Raw genomic sequence first — 18606 nt, 5'->3', positions numbered from 1 at the left:
TATCCCACCACATCTGTCAGTGAACAGCGAACCCAAAATGAATACTTCATACCTTGACATCCTAAAGAGCAAAATCAAAGACAAAGAAACCGAGGTTGTCAGCTTTGACTTTTTTGATACGCTGATGTCGCGTCGCGTACCTTTTCCCAAAGATATTTTCTGGATACTAGGTAAAGAGCTAACAAAACGGAAATTATTGAAGTTCGATATTACACCCGAAAGATTTCAAGCTCTGCGAATTAAAGCTGAACAAAAAGCACGGGATGCCAGTACTGCTAAAGAAATTGACATCAATGCAATTTATAGCGAATTCCCAGTTGACTTCTTTGATGCTACAATTGAGCAAATAATCAGCATAGAGGTTGAAATTGAGAAAAGGTTTCTATTTCCTTCTTCCGACATGGTTGATGCGATAAATCTTGCACATAAACGCGGCAAGAGGATTATAGTAGTTTCGGATATCTACCTTCGTGCGGAGCACCTCAGATATTTCTGGGGTGACTCAACCCCAAACGTCGAGATAACCTTTTTTGCGTCATCTGAATATAAGTTCGGCAAATACGACAAATTGTTTGATATCGTATTAAAAAAAATAAAATGCAAACCGTCTAGTTTGGTACATACAGGTGATAACTATGTTTCAGATGTAGAGGTGCCAAGCAGAAAAGGTATACGGACATGTTTTGTACCTCATGGCTCGAGCTCTTATTGGAAAACTTTTGATAGCGAAGTCCAAGCATCCGCCCATCTCCGTGAACGTCTCTGTCCTGAAAATGGCGATCTAGGAATTAGTGCTCTGCGCTGTAAAGTAATGTTACATCGCGGCTCAGATATCATTGATACCACCTCCCTGTTCCGTTATGGCGCGCAGATCCTCGGACCTGTTTTCGCTCCTTTTATACATTGGGTAAATTCTGTATCAATCGAAGAAAACGTTGATGTGGTCCTTCCATTAATGCGAGAAGGCTATATGATCGACAAACTGCTCGACACATATCCCAATGCGACCAGCCGACCAGCATACTTATCACGGCGCGTACTCTTTCAAGCGGGACTTGTAAATGCAGACCGTGGCATGCTCGAAGGATTAAAGTTCGGAAATCTTAAGTCCTCAGTTAGCGCGTATCTAGAGCTTATTGGACTATTCCCAAGCGACGCGCCTGAGTTAAAAATCATGCGTAAAAAATGCATCTCCGATGCTAACATATTCAATGAACTAATTAATTTTTTAACTACTTCCCACGCAATGATGTCCACAATACAGTCAAGAGCATCAGAAGTTCGTGCCGGCATAATTACTCATCTGAAATCTCTCATATTTGTAAATGGCTCATACCCCAAGAAAATTGCATTAGTAGATGTGGGATGGAATGCGACCATTCAACGATTGCTGCAAAAGATACTAGATGAAGAGAAAATTAAGACACAGGTGATTGGTCTTTACATGATGACTACGCCCAGTGTTAATGAGCTGATTTTTGAAGGAGTGTATGCAAAAGGTTTCTATGTAGATGGAGGTTATCCCGCGCAAGACTTTAGCACATTGTCTAGAACATTAGAGATATTTGAGCAGTCATGCGCCCCACCTCATGGCTCAGTATTGCGTCATGACACCATCACGGGGCAAGCAATATTGAAACCGGATTTGATTCCAGCTTTCCAACGTGCCGATATCGAAGACATTCAAGACGGAATATTGGCGTTCAATAATGTCTATCGGAGACATGTCAGTATTGATACTTCGGCAAGCACTCTGAACATACTCGCTGATAAATATCGTCCAATACTGAGGCGAGCAATGCTCGCACCTACCCAGCAAGAAGCGCAATTATTTATCAAGTGGCAGCATGATGACAACTTGGCTTCGGGCGGCGTGATGCCGATACTGGGTAATGAGAGTGCGCGCGGTTTTATAAAATATATGACTATGCAGCAGTTTATGGACACGCCAATGGGTGAATTGTATTGGCCAGCTGGCGCATTAGTTTTACAAGATCCGAACCGCGCGAAGCACCTCGCTTTAGCGTCTATCAATAATCTTCCATTGTCTACGTTTGATAATGATTTAGCACTCGCTAGCGAACTAGCTTATGAATCGGTCTCCACAACTACGCCGACAGCACCCCAATTTTCGACTAAAATTCATCAACATATCTTCTCTAACGCTTCTGGTAAAACTTATCTTAAGTTTCTGATCGAACATCAAGAGAACATAATGCTTAGGTGGACACCGCTCTCAAAAGCTTTCGACCTTAAAGTCGATTTTATTACTTTTACGCATACGCCTATCGACGGGCTTCCAACATTCTTTCGCCTTGAAGGAGATGAATTCCAATCTGATTTTGCGATCAACGTAGGAATGGTTCAGTACGATAGTTCAGGATGGAAAGGTAAAGAGAGTGGCAGCGCTTTTTATATTAAAGATTTGAAGAAATTGGGAGTAAAAGAGGCTGGTACTCTATGTGTTGAGATCGCCTGCGAGATAAAAATAGTGGAAAACGGCGGTGCGACGCTTCAAAACGTTGAACACTTGTCAATACCTCTGAATTCTGTAGTCAAGCCCGCACATTGTTTCATAGAAAGTTTTAATGGAGTTGTGCTCGAGAAAGGGCAAGTTTTACTGAAATCGGAAGACGGTATCATAAGCCTGTCTGGGTGGATGATCGATCCTGAATTCAAAAAAATGGAAGGCAAATTTTTTATAAGGCTTACTGATCTCATTGGCCAGTCACATTTTATACAGATGAGCAACGTGCAACGTCAAGATGTCGCGAACCAGTTAAAGAAAGATACCATGCCCATTGTTCAAGCAGATCTAGGATTTTCTCTTAGAAATCACCAGTTACCTCATGGCAACTATACGGCAACTATAGTACGCAAGGGTATTGACTGCATCCAGATCGGAAAAGAATCGTGGCAGATCTTAGTGGAAGGGGCGCCACAATGAACAAGAAATTCGATAGGATAATAACTTTTGGCACATTTGACTTGTTTCATATCGGGCACTTAAATATTATTACAAGAGCAAAAAAACTATGCAATACTTTGATTGTGGGAATATCCACCGACAATCTCAATTTCGCCAAAAAAAATACATACCCAATCTACAATGAAAACGATAGATTGAGCATAGTTAGCGCTTTAAGAGATGTGGATTTTACATTCTTTGAAGAAAGCTTGGAACTTAAAAGCTCTTATATATTAGAGTACAAGGCTGATGTATTGATAATGGGTGACGACTGGGAAGGCAAATTTGACGAGCTATCTCAGTTTTGCGATGTGATATACCTGCCGAGAACACCCAACATATCTTCAACCGAGATAAAAATAACTGTAACAGAGAGGACCTGATGAATTACCCTGCGCACGATACAGCAGACAGTTATCTATCGATATTTCCGAGACTGAATTACATCGGAGGTATAATAGGGCATAGAATGGATATATATGCCGACGGCGTGGGGGCACTTAAAGTTCGTTTATGTTTGAACTCGGTAGGAATACTGGCGTTGGAGCAGGTTGTTATTTACGGTCGGAATGAGTTGGATGGACCGATTATTGAACTCAGCCAGTTAGCCGGTTTAGCTCTGGAGCAAAGCTCAGTACATAAAGTTCCGGCAAAAGAGATCAGCGGCGCCCCACCAAGTCATGGCCCTTTTAACGCTATAAATGGTTCAATAACCGGATATAACCGAACAGAGACTAATAATGAAGAGTTTCCGTCGTGGACAATAATATTTCCTAATATTGTGTACATTGAAACTATTCATGTTAGCTACTGCTGCCTTCCCGGCTATGTCCAGCATTCCGCCAAACTACTCATCGAATACCAGGTTAGTGGTAACTGGTCTTTAATTTACGACAGATCTGCCACCCACGTTTTAGCAGAAAAATTCAAAAAAGTCCTAGACAAATTACTATTGATCGAAAGATTACTACCAAAGTCTTTTGAGCAAATTCGCATATTAAACATCTGTCGAACCAACCTTCGATTTATAGAAGTTTTTGATACTCAAAATATACCCCAGCATACTTCAGAAAGTCTGTTAGATCTAGCTGAAGTCTTTTTCCCAGCGATACTATCACCGGCAGGCCAGAGTTATTGCTTCAGAGACATCCCTCAAGTTTGCAGTATTGCTGTAACCGGCGCGCCAGATCTTGCTCGAATACCTGTGCTATCGGTAGATTATATCGATGACTCAGGAATACTTCAGAAAATCACCTGTAATAGCTTCGAGATTAGATTTTCAGATAGTGTCTATGTGCTTAAACTTAGTATTGCATTCCCAGACAGTGAGGACTCTCACTCGGCCAGTTGTTTCTCGCTAAGCGTCCTCAACCCCGTGTCGCTAGATAGCAATGCGGATGGGCACTGGGTTACTATCTATGATCATGCGTTCATAGTGGATTTATGCGGCGATCTGGCATGGGCTGCTTATCTACTCGGCAATGACAGCTCCCGGTGCATCGGATTAATTGCCAAGTCTAAACTTATGACCCGACGAACACTCGAATCGTTGAACGAAGCATACTACTGGTGCCGGCTCAACCTTCACGGCAAAACAACTGAATACAAAAATAACGTGGTAGCTATTGTCAATTCTGCTACGAGATACGAGAAACCATCGTCGCGACTAAGCTTTGGGCGACATTCTTTCACGACCGAGCTTGGGAATCGTGATCTTTCAGAGTATCTATCTTCGCTCGAAGCCACAATGGCTGCGCTGCAACAGTTTGGTTTTGGCTCAGTAGTACTCTACGGAACGCTGCTGGGCGCGGTGAGGGATCACAACTTCATAAGCCATGACGATGATGTTGACATTGGTTATTTTAGTGCGGAATATTCCATCCAAGCGCTTTTCAGCGAGCGTACCCGTATAATCGAGCGTTTTATCGAACTGGGGTTTGATGTAGCGCCGCTGGACGGACACCCATACCTTACTTTCTCTGTAGCGCTTCGCGACTCGTCCATACCATATTGGGTAGAAATTTTTCCGATATGGCCCAATGAGTCTGACGAGCAAAGCTACAATATGTACATGGAACTAATGGATATCAGGTCCGTACCGGTATCCATGATCGGGCACGCTGCCGACACCTCTGAAGTTTCAATCAAAGGTATAAAGCTTTCAGCACCCAAAGATCCAGAAGCTTTTCTCGAGCTCAGATACGGTTCAAACTGGCAGATTCCTGATCCATTTTTTGAAATCTGAAATTATGTCCTCTAGATTTGACATTTTTTTATATCTGCTAACATCGGACAAACAAGGAACGTGTTATGGAAGAACCAATCAGGCTTATCATCTGGGATCTGGATGATACATTTTGGGCTGGAACTGTTTCAGAAGGCGGGATTACAGGGTATAGTGAATTTAATCACAACCTGATCATAGAGCTAGCACGCCGCGGAATAATTAGTTCGATATGCTCAAAAAATGATGCGACTATCATTCTGCCGATCTTAGCCGATAAGGGGATTTTAGACTATATTGTTTTTCCGTCTATTGACTGGTCATCAAAAGCGTGCAGAGTACAAGGGATTATAAGCAGCACAAAACTACGCCCTGCCTCAGTCTTATTTATAGATGATAATCCCAGTAATTTAGCCGAAGTTAAAAGTCTTATCCCATTCATAAACGTAATTAACGAAGCTTTCATTCCAAATATTTTAGATCACCCACTATTTAGAGGCAAAGATGATGTCAATCTAACGCGGCTAAGTCACTATAAAACGTTAGAGCGCCGTGTAGCGGATTTTACCCATCACCCAGAGAACAATATTGATTTCCTACGCGCCAGCGATATACGTGTAAGTATCGTACATGACGTGGAAAATCATTTAAGCCGAGCAGTTGAGCTCATCAATCGCACCAACCAATTAAATTTCACAAAGTTGAGACTATCTGAAGACGCCAAACAAGCAGAAGCTGAGCTTTTAAAAATGCTCACGGAGATACCCTATGCTCGGACGGCTGGGCTAATACAGGTCGCTGATAAATATGGAGATTATGGGTTTTCCGGATTCTACCTCTGCGAGCAATTCCATACTAGCTATAAACTTATCCATTTCTGCTTTTCGTGCCGCACACTAGGTATGGGCGTTGAGAAATGGATCTACGATCGTCTTGGGAAGCCAGAGCTATCGGTAAGCGGTGAGGTCGTACTCGACGTACTGGATTCTGCAGTTGTAGATTGGATATCTTTAGTCCCTAGTTCAGGAGAATCTAAAGCCGCGGCAACCGCTAGAGCTGTACCGAAAATATTCTTAAGAGGTGGATGCGACCTTGATGCTGTAGCGCACTATCTACGATATCATTGCAACACCCTTATATCTGAAACTAATTTCATTAGAGACGGGCAGTTCATCAGGAAGGACAGCTTGGTAAATGCTAGAACAAGCTTAAGTAAATTCTCCATGGGCGAAATCACAGAAATCAATAATCTTGGACTGGCGACAGATGATTTCCAATGCCGCTTTATAGAAGACTCTACTGCTGGTGATGTGGTAATACTCAGTTTCTGGGCAGAGCTAATGCTCCACAGCTACAAACATAAGTTGTATGGTACGCACATTTTGATGCAACTGCGCTCTAGGAGTCTTGACTATGTCAATTCCCGCGCTGAAGATATAGAGAAAATTTCCGGGGAACTTGGGCTCTCTAGCAATCAAAAGTACGATTTTCAAAACCGCTGCAAAATAATGCGTGATCAGTACACCAGTTCTTTTTACGATCGTCCTGTCCTGATTGAATACCTAGCGTACCTGCTTGATCGAATACCGGCAGGTGTTCATGTAATAATCTTATTACCTAGCGACAGAATACGTGACTCTAAAGGCTTCGTGATAAACTCTCAATCTCACACCTTCGCGAGAACTGACATAAAAAATATTACCCGCGAACGCCCATTGGTATCTACCATTGACGTCATGGAAAGCATTTATGAAGATTCAAACTACGTTGACGTCACCCACTTTACACGAATGGTTTACCATCGGATCTACCTCCAAATCCTAGAGTGCATTAGCGCACATTCCGACTATCAAAAAAGTGGTGCCTGACAGCATACTAGATTCTCTGCCTAAATAAGCGACTCAGTGCTTTATACTGTCCAACTCTAATGAAGGCCAAAAAATGATGCGTAACCATATTTTTCGAACTGAAAAATTAAAAATTCCGCCGTAAGCGCTTGCGCGTTTGTCAATGATCTCATGGTGGCTCATCGCCTGCGCCTTGAGATTAAATTTGAGTGTAGATTTACGAAAAAGTGTTGTGATTTACCGCAACTTGCTTGAGGATTTCTCATGCCAGCTTTCTCGCGTCAATGCGAGTGGATGAATAGGATCATTCATTACAGGCGGACTTCACATGGAAAAATCTTTACGCGACGCTATCTCGGACAATCAGGTCTACCTGGGCGTGCCACTGAGTGACCTGCAGGCGTTTGAAAAATATCGTACCCCTGACGCCGTCCCTTGCGCAGGCTTCTACACTGACTTTTCCGGCGTTCGCACACGCCTTTCCTATTTCGGTATCGAGAGCCATCCGGTAGAACATGCGCTGGGGGCTATACCGTTTCCAGACGATGCCCTGCATGCCGAGGCTATCGAGTACCTAGCAGTTATCTACGCTTTGGAACGAGCGACGGATTCGTTCACTATCGTGGAACTGGGAGCTGGCTACGGGCCCTGGCTTGTTTTTGGTGCAAAGGCTGCCTCACGGGATGGCATCAGGAAGATTTGTCTTTTGGCTGTGGAGGCTGACCTGCAGCGTCACACGCTGCTGCATACGAACCTTGCGGACAATGGCCTTCCCCTTCCTGGTGAGGCTTCTGCGGGAGCGGCAGGCGATCAAGATAGCTACGTAGACGTGCGGTGCATTCACGGCGCCATCTCCGACACCGTAGGAAAGGTTTCTTTTGGATCTCAGAGCGTCCTCGACTGGGGGGCGTCGCCTATAGAGGATGGGAGTAGCAAAGATTACCGGGGGATAACAGTCGATGCCCAGGAGATTGATACCTACACTATTGATTCCGTACTGATCGACCTGGAGTCAGTCGATTTCATGCATATGGATATCCAAGGATTCGAACTGAGGTCCATACGTGCTTCCTTGGATGCACTGCAGCGCAAGGTCAAAGTGCTGCTAGTGGCGACTCACAGCAGGGCTCTTGAAGGCGGCATCATCGATCTGCTGCACGATAATGGTTGGAAGCTTCTCTATGAAAAACCATGCAAATTTCGGCCAGGTAGCGCTGTTGATTTAAGCGCCCTTACTTATTTGGACGGAACCCAAGTCTGGGTTAACACAGATTTTGGCAAGTCCGCCAACCCGCCGCCTCGGTCAACCGAGCTAGAAGACCTACGGGCGCAACACCAAGCCAGTCTCGAAGCGGTTTACCAGTCGACCAGCTGGCGTTTGACTGCACCCTTGAGATGGGTTAAAGAGCATCTGATTAAGCCATAGAAGCTAACGAATTAACTTTAGCGCGTAATTCCGATGGTCAAGGACCTAATAAATATCAAGGAAAGAGCATGAAAGATACTGCGTCAGAGGTAAGCATTGGATTGAGCGAACGCGATATCTCGCTAGACGGAATTACGGTGATTGCTATCATCATAGTCATAGCGATCCACATCAGCGCTAAAGGTTCTCGACCATGCAAGAGCATTGGTGGGCAGTCAATTTCTACGAAAGTGTCTCAAGGGTCGGCGTGCTTCTTTTCGTGATTGTGACAGGCGCCCTCCTACTCCCACGCACATCAACAGCCAGCTAGATGCTGCAACTTCCCCGACGAGTTGGCGTGCCACTCGTGGCGTGGTCGGTACTCAACCTATGCTGGTTTGAATACACCGGAACCCACTTTGATAACTGGCCAGCCGCTATTCTACAAGCCCCAGTTGTTCCACATCTTTGGTACCTGTATACGCTATTGGGTATTTACTTGTTTCTTCCAGTCCTCGCGGGGTTCTTTCAGATTCAGAACACAGGTGCACAGTTGTTAACGGTGCTTTGCTGGTTTCTAGGCAGCAGCGTAGCGCCACTAATGTATGTATTTACGGGCCGCGTGCATGTTGGCTTGGATTGGAGTTTCCTGCCTCTTTACGGCGGCTATGTGGTGGTAGGCGCGCTGCTCTTTCATAAATTGCCTTCGACTTGGCTTCGATTAGCTCCAGCCGCCGCGCTCTGGGGCATCAGCAGCGCAGCGATAGCCTACCTCACGTGGTCTCATTCTCTGGCTGTCGGCCGCGCCGATGAAACGTTCTATGCGTATTCAAGTCCTTTCGTTATCACGGCAGCTATAGGTGCATTCTGCTTCATCCGCGTGTTTTTCGTGCGTTTGATGCAGATGTCACCAAGTTTAAGTCGGCTTACCATCGCGTTGTCTAAGAGTAGCTTCGGCATCTATCTGATACACGTACTGGTTATATTCTGGTTCGATCTTAATGGTCTGAATTATAACTTCATCAATGCATGGCTTGCTATTCCAGTTACCGTCGTTGCCGTACTCGCCGGGAGCACTATGCTAACCATGCTGCTGGCGCGCATACCCTACCTACGAGGGATCGTGCCTGGTTAACTCGCCGCAAGATCATGATGTGGGCGCGAACGCCCACATTTTCATCACAAAGTAATTCAGCACTGGCACCACAAATATCACCAGTACCAGTCCGATTCCATAGTGCAAACCTAAATGCTCTGCAAGCGTGGTGATAGCAAGCGTAAGTCCCAATGATACTAAGGACACCAACAGGAATTTTCGATATCCCTTCAGGGTAATAGCTGTCCGGAATGTGAACAGACTATTCAGGCAATAAGACATTAGATTTGCGAAGAAGAAAGCGACGCCGTTGGCCACATACGCGGGCGGAACGACCGTCTCCATGAGGGCAATGACAATGCCTGCATGCACCGCTGTATTAGCCACGCCCACGAGACCGAAGCGGATAAACTCATGGTACTTTGTAGGTATGATAGTTAGCACTTATTTGATCACGTCACGCACAATGTACACAGGACGCTTCTTCGACTCCGCGAAAATTCGCCCTACATACTCACCTAATACACCGATACCGATCAACTGCACGCCGCTGGCAAACAGCACGGTGATCATGATCGAAGCATACCCAGGTGTATCCGCACCGAAGAACAAGGTCTTTACCAACAGGTACGCGGCGTAGATGAAAGAAAGCGCTGAGATGACGCAGCCCAAGTATGTCCATATACGCAAAGGAGCGGAACTGAAGCTGGTGATCCCTTCGAGGGCAAAGTTCCACAGCTTCCAGGTATTGAAGCTAGTCGTACCGTGCTCACGTGGCGCAACCTTGTACTCCACGGTGGTTGTTCGAAAGCCTACCCATGCGAACAAGCCCTTCATGAAGCGACGCGTCTCAGGCAGTGTTTTGAGCGCCTCTACGACCTTGCGATCCATCAGCCGAAAGTCGCCGACATCTGCTGGGATATCTATATCCGAGATGCGATTGTGCAATTTATAGAAGTAGTTGGCAGTGAGCTTCTGAATGGGTCGGTCGGTCTCACGACTTACGCGTTTGGCCAACACCACTTCTGCGCCCTCCTCCCACTTCTGTAGCAGCTCAACAACGAGCTCAGGCGGGTGCTGCAGATCGGAATCTATGGGAATGATCGCGTCACCCGTGGCGAAGTCCAGACCCGCAGAAATGGCGGCTTCCTTGCCGAAATTTCGCGATAGGTCAACCACGGTTAGGTAGTCGTTCGCAGCCTTGGCCTTGACCAACTCTAGATAGGTCTGGTCACGACTGCCGTCGTTGATTGCCACAACCTCCAGCTCATAACGATCGGCCAATGGAGCGAACACCTCATTGATGCGCTCGAAAAATGCATGGACCCCTTTCTCTTCATTGTAGAAAGGGGATACCAGCGAAATTTTGCGTTTGGGTTGAGTGGTCATTCTGATTCACGCCCCGGTTGGTTTAGACGGCAGATATGGGCAAAGTCGACATCGGTGCACACTGGTTGCTTGTCAGCAGGAAACAATGCGTTGACCTGCTCAACCTGAGGAAAATCTCCTTTGACGAACACGTACAATGACTTTGCCAGAGGCGACTTTGCAATTTCGGATTGTGTGCTTTCGATATCGCAGACCGAGTTTGCGCGAGCCACATATCCTGTGTTGATCTTGAGGCCATGAACCGCAGCGTAGCGCATTGTTGGCATCAGCGTATTCAAGACCAAGTCGGCACGGCCACAGCGGAATTTCGGAAAAAAGTATAAATACTCAGTGCTCTTGTCGAGCTGTTGGTCCCACGCACTTTGGTTCACTACGGCGGCGGCTGGTCGTTTTGCGGTGTCGACCAGCCGATGGCGCAGGTTCGACAGGTCATAGACCTGGAAGGCGATCAAGGCCACCATGCATGCTGCAAACGTCCAAGTACCTAGTTTCTTGTACAGCATAGCTATGGCAAAAATAACGACGCAATAGCCGACCGGCCAGAAGAAACGTCCTGATGCCCGGAATTGCGAAGTGATGCCGTCCATGAAGGACGGGTAGTTGATCGTCATTACCTGATGAGTACCGTAGTAGATGCTGTTCGATAACGCATAGGCGGTGAATAGCACCATCAACCACGTCAGACCCGCATGATGGCTGAACAAACGGGTTCCGGACTGCGCATTGAAAGCAAGCGCGGCAATGAAAGTTATCAGCACCCCTAGACCCAGGTAATTGAAGCCTTCGTATTGGCCAGGCATCTCCGGGGATGGAAAGGCGACGAATTTGCCTCCGCTGAAGGGTGAGAGGAGGTTCATTGAGTAGATGCCGAAGCCGGATTCAGAGGCAACTGCAACGCGCTCCATTGGAAATATAGTGATGAACAGGCTGGCACCGATGATGAAGAATGGGATCATCGCTCGCGCAATTTCCGTGAGTTTTAGCCTGCTAGGCGCATATAAGCAGGACACGACATAGACCGCGCTGGCCATCACGCATAGGTAGATGTTGACGTAGAAGGCTGAAACCAGCAGCAGCGACCAACCCAGTCGCTGTGGATCGTTGCATCTGCGCGATCGTATATACAGCGCCAGCGACGAAAGCAGTATCCAATGTGACATCAGCGAGATATGGCCCAAGCGAGTCGTCAAGGCTGGAAAGGTCAGCAGGCAGACAGTAACCGCCAGCAACGCCATCCACGATTTCACCTGCAGTTCGCGCAAGATCCACCACCCGCAGATCGCTTGGCCTACGAATGATAGTGCCACCCATGCACCAAATGGGTTGAACGGGGCGAAGCTGGATGGTACGAACAATTTCAGCAGCAACGCATACAAAGGGATCGCGTCGACAAACGTCGCGCGGGTCCCCTGCGGATAGTTGATACTGTCGAACGCCAACAGCGGATAGCTGAAGGGAGCTTGAAAGAAGGCATTGAAGCCGGCGAAATACTGTGTGACGTCATCAACCTCCGTCAACCAGTACGAAGACGTACCTGCCACGAAGCCTGGCGGAAAATAGCGCCAAACGAACAGCACGCCAATGGCCAAAGCCACTGCGAAACCGGCTCTCCCTGTAGAGTCAAGCTTGAAACCTATCATCAAAACGCCCCGAAAATTGCTGTGTGTTTTGGCTGGCGCGTTAGAACGCGCACTTATCAATCTCGCCAATGAGCTGTTGAGCACTACCTTTCCATGTTAGCCATGGCATCGAATCTGACCGAGGATGCAGACCCTGCTCATGTAATTCCAACCACCGCGTCAAACTGTCAGCGATGTCCTGAGCGCTGGCGCCGGCAAAGTAGTAAGCATGCTCACCCGCGACTTCGCGGAAAACCGGCAGGTCTCTGGCAACGATCGGCAGCGCGTATTGCGCAGCTTCGATAAGGGGCAAGCCGAAACCTTCTCCGTATGAGGCGGCGACTAGGCAATCGGAGTGGTTGTAGAGATGCTCGAGATATTCATCGCTAGCTCCTTCAAGCCACAGCAGGCGCTTTCCAAGCTGCTCATGGCCTATAAGTCGAGCAGCTAGTTCATCGACCAGCCAGCCGTGCTTACCCACGATGATCAGGTTGGCTTCTACGTCTGCGGCCCAAAGCAACTCGAAGGCGTCAAGCGCTTGCGCATGGCCTTTTCGGGGCTCTAGCGTACCAACCATCAGAAAATTTGGATGTGGGTCAAGCGATTCTATCCGTAACGCGGGATTCTCGGGAAAACCCGTAGACGGCATCGACTGATCGATGTCTGCCCCCAAATGGAACGCTCCGATACGGAAAGGCCGGTCGCGCTTCGACATGTTAGCCGCCAGCCAGCTCTTGAGTTCTTCCGCAACAGCATGAGAAATACACAGGGCACCATCGTACAGTGCAACCGTGTTTATCCACTTGATGTAGTGCTCTTGGAGGCTGTCCACGAAACAATGGGGCAGTTGCAGGATGAGCAGGTCATACACAACGAAGAAGATATTGACGCCGTGCGCGCGCATCGTATCTAGGTACGCTTGCTTGTGGGGCAACACGTCCATCAATAGATCCAAGCACAGGTATACGTCTCCGGCCTTGTAGCTTATCGCTTCGTCATGTTCTGCCTCGCTGACGTCCTTGCCTAGAAATAGTGTCGTAAACTGAGCTGCATAGCGATAGAACGGCTCTCCAGACTTGGTATAGACAGGTTTGACAATGTAGCCATCAGGCGCGTTCTTCAACCACTCAAGCAGAATGCTGCGCACCACGCGCTGAATACCGCTCTTGCCGTCGTGCTTGCACAACTCGGAGATGTCCACGAACAGTGTGGGCTTATCAGCCAAGCCTTGTACCGAATAGTCAATGGCCTTTGCCAACAGCGGTATATCGAGTACTCCCGGCGCGAGTGCCCCCGAGGCTGCCAGCGTCTCGACTAGCAGCTGAACCCGATCTTTGCTTTGAAGCTCGGAAACTGGTAACGAACTGGCTTTCGCAACTGCGGATTCGAATGCGCTGATAGCCGCCTTACCAGTGCGATCCCACGAAAACTCGCGTGCCTGGCGAATACCATGTTCGACAAGCTCAGTACGGAACTCGTCGTCATTGAGAGCCCGGCTTATCTTGTGGGCGATTGCCTCAACGTCGGCGGGATCGAACATCGCTTCATCCCAACCGATAACTTCGGGAACGCTAGACGTGTTGGACCCGATTACCGCCGCACCGCACTTCATGGCTTCAAGTGGCGGAAGCCCAAAACCTTCATGGCGAGAAGGGAATACGTAGAGGCGACATAGCCCATACAAAGCGACCAGATCGTAATCAGTGATATAACCGGTGAATATCAGATCCGACGGACTCAGGCCCTGGGCTTTGGCCAAGGCCGTATAGGTATCCACGTGGAATTGCGGCATCTTGCCGGCGAAGACCAGTTGGGTAGTGCCTACATCAGCCTTGATACTGGCAAACGCCTTGATCAACGACGCTAGATTCTTCCGCTCATCCGCCCCACCTGAGTACAGGACGAAACGTTCGCGAAGCCCAAACTTGTTCTCAAGTGCCAAGCGCTCTTCCTGGCTTAGCGGCATGGGCCCAAAAACATCGTCGGCGGCAGTGGAAACGTTTACGACCTTGTCACTGTCCAGAGCCAGCAAGCCCAGCGCTTCATCGCGGGCAAAATTGGAGATGGAAAGTAGAAGATCGTAGTCCCTGAACGCGTCAACCTTTTTCAGGTAGTGGGCTTTGTATAGCGGATTCGGATCCAGGTATTGCCCTGGATTGACGAGCGGAATCAGGTCGTAGAGAGTAGCGCAGTTCACTACCTGGCCAACCGACACCGGGGCGCCAATCACCGCATCGTCAATATATCCTTCTACCGAACTGGTTATATGTACGACGTCTGGCTGCAATTCATCGATGCAGGCCTGACGAATCAGCTGCGCAGCGTCGCGACGGGCCTGATTACTAGGATCGCTGTCGCTTACCGGACCTTGTGCATACCAGACGCGGATGTGGCTTTGGGCGAGCAGGCCGATGAAGGCTGTGCGGATACTATCGACACTTTCACTCAGCATACCGTTGAGCACTAGATAGACTTCGTGCTCGCCGCGATTACGGGCGATGCCCTGGGCCAGCGACAAGCTGTAGCGACCAATGCCTCGGAAACGGCTTTCGGTCTGAGCACCTTGCATGTCAATTACGATACGCATCAATTCTGGTCCTTCGTTATAGCAGCTCGCAGTGCGCTTTCTATCGCACGGCCTCTGGCCGTGAGGGGTGCGCGATCAATTACGCCGTGAAGCGGATCGTGTCTATTTTCTGTGGCAACGTGTTGTTGACTGGCTTGATGCAGGCTACGCAACTTTGCATGCAGCCAAGGGCTACGTCTGGCCAAAGCCATGCACCGACGTTCGATTGACGGACGGCGGGCCAACCATAGCTTGGCGTGAGGCAGGGCCCGGGTTAGCTGGCTCCGCATCGTCGAACGGGAGCTCGTAAGGGGCCAACGAACGATGCGGATGACCAGCCGCAGGGGCGCTGTCGCACGCCACGAGGTGCTGTTCTTGAGCGCCTCGGCTTCGGCACCATGGGCTGTAGCTCGCAGATACCAGCTGTGCGCATTGGCCAATGACTGATCGAGCTCGCGCTGCACCGTGGCAAGTTGGCTTTGTAATCCATGTACATGGGTTTGCAGATCGTGATTCTGCGTGTACAGAGGTTTGAGACGATCCAACAGGTCAGCCTGGGATTGAGCGCTATCAATATTCTGACGCTCTGACTGGATATTCAGTGCTTCGAGCAGTTGCTCATGAGTGAGTGTCTGGGCAAGCCTGGTCTCGAACTGATGAAGCAAATGCTGTATATGAGTTTCAAACTGGTGCTGAAGATTACTCTCTATCTCATTTCGACTTTGAGCTATGCGCTTGTCTACACCAGAGTCGTACCGTTGCGCCAGCTCTGGCAACGACAAGCCATAATCGCCGTCGAACAGCTGGTCGAACTGTTGCAACACTTCAACAGCTGCGGTTTTCTGACCGACGATGGAAAAGTCTGGGCTCACCCCGCCAAGTACTGACATGAGGTCGATAGCTCTTTCAGCGCTGTGCAACTCAGGCGGCTCCTGCAGGCGCAAGATCTTGCAACGGTGGAAGCCAGAATGCTCGACCAGGAACGACATCAGCAGCTGAGGTATGGGTCGCTCATGAGTAGGGTCCAGGTAGAACCCCGTAGTACCAACCGAGATGTTTTCCGCATTCGGAGTTTCGAGTATAAGCAAACCGCCAGGACGCAGCTTACGCAGGGCCTCGTCGACAAGAGTCTGTAAATCATCGAATGGTATATGTTCGGCGATGTGAAAGCCGGTGACAGCTGAGAGGCTTGCATCGGGCCGGGCACGCAGCGCGCTCAGTGCATCACCATGCTCGGCAGGCAGTGACAGCTGTCGGCAAGCTTGCAGCATTCCTTCGTCCAGATCGACTCCAACAGCTGTGTAGCCTTCATTGGTCAATAACTCGAGCCATTCACCGCGCCCGCAGCCTAAGTCGAGAATAGGTGCCTGGGCTGAATCCTTTAGAAAGACCTGAAGAAACGGCAAGTAGACCCGCAGACGCTCCGCAATCAGTTCACGCGAGCCGCGATGCTTGTCTTCGAAGGCCCGATAAAATCCACCAGACATCAGCGGTACTCCACTCTAGGCGGCAGCCAAGCTGAGCCTACAAAAGGTTTTCTGGAAATGTTCGTGACGTTGAAGACGAGTGCAAGATCGCGCCACTCGAAATTCTCGGCGATATGCGTGTCAGATGTGTGGAGCGCTACGGCTACGGAGTACGACCCTACACCCAGGTTGGCGGCAAACTGGAACGTATAGCTCACCAGCCCGCCCGCTTCGGGAGCTACTAGTTTGCAATCAAGGTGATGGGTATTGGTGCCAAATATGTCCTGGCCCAGTCGATCCTTAATTACGTAGCCGACCACCAGTTCGTCGAGAGACTCGTGAACATCGACGTCGATGGTTAGTTTCACTTCATCCCCGACGTCTATGTACTGGACGGGCTCACCGGTGGAACTGTGCAGGCTGACGCTGCGCACGGTAGCCTTGCCACTACCCGAACGCGTCTGTACCCCACCATCGGCAAGCGTGTGCACTTCGACCGTCGAGTTTTCCTTCTGGGCGATGATGGCGTTGTAGTAGTCCATCACCTCCTCCGGCGAGCCGTCCTTGATGACGGTGCCGCCCTCCAGAAGGATTGCGCGGTTGCACAGCGCCTGGATGGCGCCGCGATCGTGCGAGACGATCAGCAAAGTCGTGCCGGCTTTCTGGAATTCCTTGATGCGGCCGAAGCTCTTGTGCTGGAAGTAGCTGTCGCCTACCGACAGCGCTTCGTCGATGATCAGGATCTCGGGGCGGAAGGCAGTGGCGACGGAGAAAGCCACGCGCATCTGCATGCCGCTGGAATACATGCGCACGGCCTGGTCGAAGTATTCGCCAATCTCGGCGAAGGCCTCGATGTCGCCGATTACGCCGTCGATCTGGGCAGTGTTGAAACCCATCAGGCCGGCAGCGTGGTAGACGTTCTGGCGACCGGTCAGTTCGGCGTTGAAGCCCATGCCCAGTTCCAGAATCGCCGCGATGCGCCCGTTGACCTGCACCGTGCCTTCGGTGGGCTGCAGGGTACCGGTGATCATCTTCAGCAGCGTGGACTTACCCGCGCCGTTCTGGCCGACGATACCGATCGCCTCACCCGCTTCGATGTTGAAGCTGATGTGCTTGAGCACCCAGTGTTCCTGGCTGGCCTTGACCGGCAAGTAGAACCAGCGCGCCATGCGCTGCCATTCCGAGCGGTAGGCGCGGTAGGCTTTGCCAACGTTGGTGACTGCAAGAAGGGTCATAGCGAGTCCACCATTTCTGCAGATGCCCGGCGGAACAGGAACAGCCCCAGCAGCATCAAGCCGACAGCAATCAGGAACGTCACGCCGATCTGTTCAAGGTCAGGCGAGACCTTGTAGACCAGCACGTTGTGGTAGGCGGTGACGATGGGGTACATCGGATTGATGTCCAGCGTGCCTTTGAGGTAGTCAGGCACGATGTTGACCGAATAGACGATGGGGGTGAACCAGAACCACACCTGCAGGATGATCGGCACCACTTGGCCGATGTCGCGCAGGAACACGTTCAGCACACCCAGCACCAGGCCGATACCGACCGCCAGAGCGACCACGGCCAGGGTCAGGGGGATGAGCCAGAGCATTTGAATGTTCGGCGAGTGCCCCAGCACCGTGAAGATGATCAGCACGGCCACGAACAGCAGCAGGTTGTTCAGCAGGCATGAGCCCACCACGATCACCGGCAACGCAATGCGCGGAAAGCGCATCTTCTTCATCAGGTTGCCCTGCTCGATGAACACCGTCAGGCAGCGCCCGACGATTTCCGCGAACAGGTTCCAGGCCAGGATGCCGGCAATCAGGTACAGCGCGTAGGCGTACTTGTTGTCGATGCCCGGCAAGCGGGCGCCGAGCACGTTGGACAGGATGAGCGCGTAGATGGCGACCTGGGCCAGCGGATGAATGATCATCCAGAGGCCACCCAGTTTGCTGCGCGCAAAGCGCGCAACGAACTCGTTCTTGATGGAAGTTACAATGAAGCCTCTGTAGTCCCAGATGCCTCTCAACATGCCAAACAT

13 protein-coding genes are annotated in these 18606 nt (G+C 49.7%); 6 read left to right on the top strand and 7 right to left on the bottom strand.

Going from position 1 to position 18606, the window contains the following annotated elements; genetic code table 11:
* The first annotated feature begins 37 nt into the window (after nt 1-37).
* From IFT98_RS03955 to IFT98_RS03930, 6 genes are all read left to right on the top strand, one after another.
* Nucleotides 38-2947: a hypothetical protein gene (locus IFT98_RS03955; RefSeq protein WP_192047230.1), complete on the top strand. Its 2910-nt coding sequence runs from the start codon at nt 38-40 to the stop codon at nt 2945-2947.
* A complete protein-coding gene (locus tag IFT98_RS03950; protein WP_192047231.1) occupies nt 2944-3351 on the top strand; it encodes a pantoate--beta-alanine ligase in 408 nt (135 codons plus the stop codon). Before IFT98_RS03955 ends, IFT98_RS03950 begins: the two co-directional genes overlap by 4 nt.
* Before the next feature lie 86 nt (nt 3352-3437).
* On the top strand, nt 3438-5213 hold the full coding sequence (locus tag IFT98_RS03945; protein ID WP_192047232.1) for a LicD family protein: 1776 nt from the start codon (nt 3438-3440) through the stop codon (nt 5211-5213).
* 65 nt (nt 5214-5278) lie between these two features.
* Complete coding sequence (locus IFT98_RS03940) at nt 5279-7060, top strand: hypothetical protein (protein ID WP_192047233.1); 1782 nt, start codon at nt 5279-5281, stop codon at nt 7058-7060.
* A 307-nt stretch (nt 7061-7367) separates the two neighbouring features.
* The gene (locus tag IFT98_RS03935) at nt 7368-8465 is read left to right on the top strand and encodes an FkbM family methyltransferase (RefSeq protein ID WP_192047234.1); all 1098 of its coding nucleotides are present in this window, start codon (nt 7368-7370) and stop codon (nt 8463-8465) included.
* A gap of 310 nt (nt 8466-8775) precedes the next feature.
* Nucleotides 8776-9579 carry an acyltransferase gene (locus tag IFT98_RS03930; protein WP_192047235.1) on the top strand — a complete coding sequence of 268 codons (804 nt, stop codon included), beginning with the start codon at nt 8776-8778 and terminating at the stop codon, nt 9577-9579.
* Between the two features lie 12 nt (nt 9580-9591).
* On the opposite strand, the gene IFT98_RS03925 is transcribed toward IFT98_RS03930, so the two are convergent.
* The 7 genes from IFT98_RS03925 to IFT98_RS03895 form a co-directional block, all read right to left on the bottom strand.
* On the bottom strand, nt 9592-9984 hold the full coding sequence (locus IFT98_RS03925) for a GtrA family protein (protein WP_192047236.1): 393 nt from the start codon (nt 9982-9984) through the stop codon (nt 9592-9594).
* Nucleotides 9985-10929: a glycosyltransferase family 2 protein gene (locus IFT98_RS03920; RefSeq protein ID WP_192047237.1), complete on the bottom strand. Its 945-nt coding sequence runs from the start codon at nt 10927-10929 to the stop codon at nt 9985-9987.
* Nucleotides 10926-12524 carry a DUF6311 domain-containing protein gene (locus tag IFT98_RS03915; protein WP_342214122.1) on the bottom strand — a complete coding sequence of 533 codons (1599 nt, stop codon included), beginning with the start codon at nt 12522-12524 and terminating at the stop codon, nt 10926-10928. The genes IFT98_RS03920 and IFT98_RS03915 overlap by 4 nt, the downstream gene beginning before the upstream one ends.
* Nucleotides 12525-12609: 85 nt before the next feature.
* Nucleotides 12610-15135, bottom strand: a complete 2526-nt coding sequence (locus tag IFT98_RS03910) for a glycosyltransferase family 4 protein (protein ID WP_192047238.1) — start codon at nt 15133-15135, stop codon at nt 12610-12612.
* On the bottom strand, nt 15135-16601 hold the full coding sequence (locus IFT98_RS03905) for a class I SAM-dependent methyltransferase (protein ID WP_192047239.1): 1467 nt from the start codon (nt 16599-16601) through the stop codon (nt 15135-15137). The genes IFT98_RS03910 and IFT98_RS03905 overlap by 1 nt, the downstream gene beginning before the upstream one ends.
* Nucleotides 16601-17815 carry an ABC transporter ATP-binding protein gene (locus IFT98_RS03900; protein ID WP_192047240.1) on the bottom strand — a complete coding sequence of 405 codons (1215 nt, stop codon included), beginning with the start codon at nt 17813-17815 and terminating at the stop codon, nt 16601-16603. Before IFT98_RS03900 ends, IFT98_RS03905 begins: the two co-directional genes overlap by 1 nt.
* Nucleotides 17812-18606: an ABC transporter permease gene (locus tag IFT98_RS03895; RefSeq protein ID WP_122795700.1), complete on the bottom strand. Its 795-nt coding sequence runs from the start codon at nt 18604-18606 to the stop codon at nt 17812-17814. The genes IFT98_RS03900 and IFT98_RS03895 overlap by 4 nt, the downstream gene beginning before the upstream one ends.

The organism is Pseudomonas sp. CFBP 8770 (genome assembly GCF_014841705.1).
Taxonomy (GTDB): domain Bacteria; phylum Pseudomonadota; class Gammaproteobacteria; order Pseudomonadales; family Pseudomonadaceae; genus Aquipseudomonas.
This window is presented reverse-complemented; position numbering and strand designations above follow the sequence as displayed.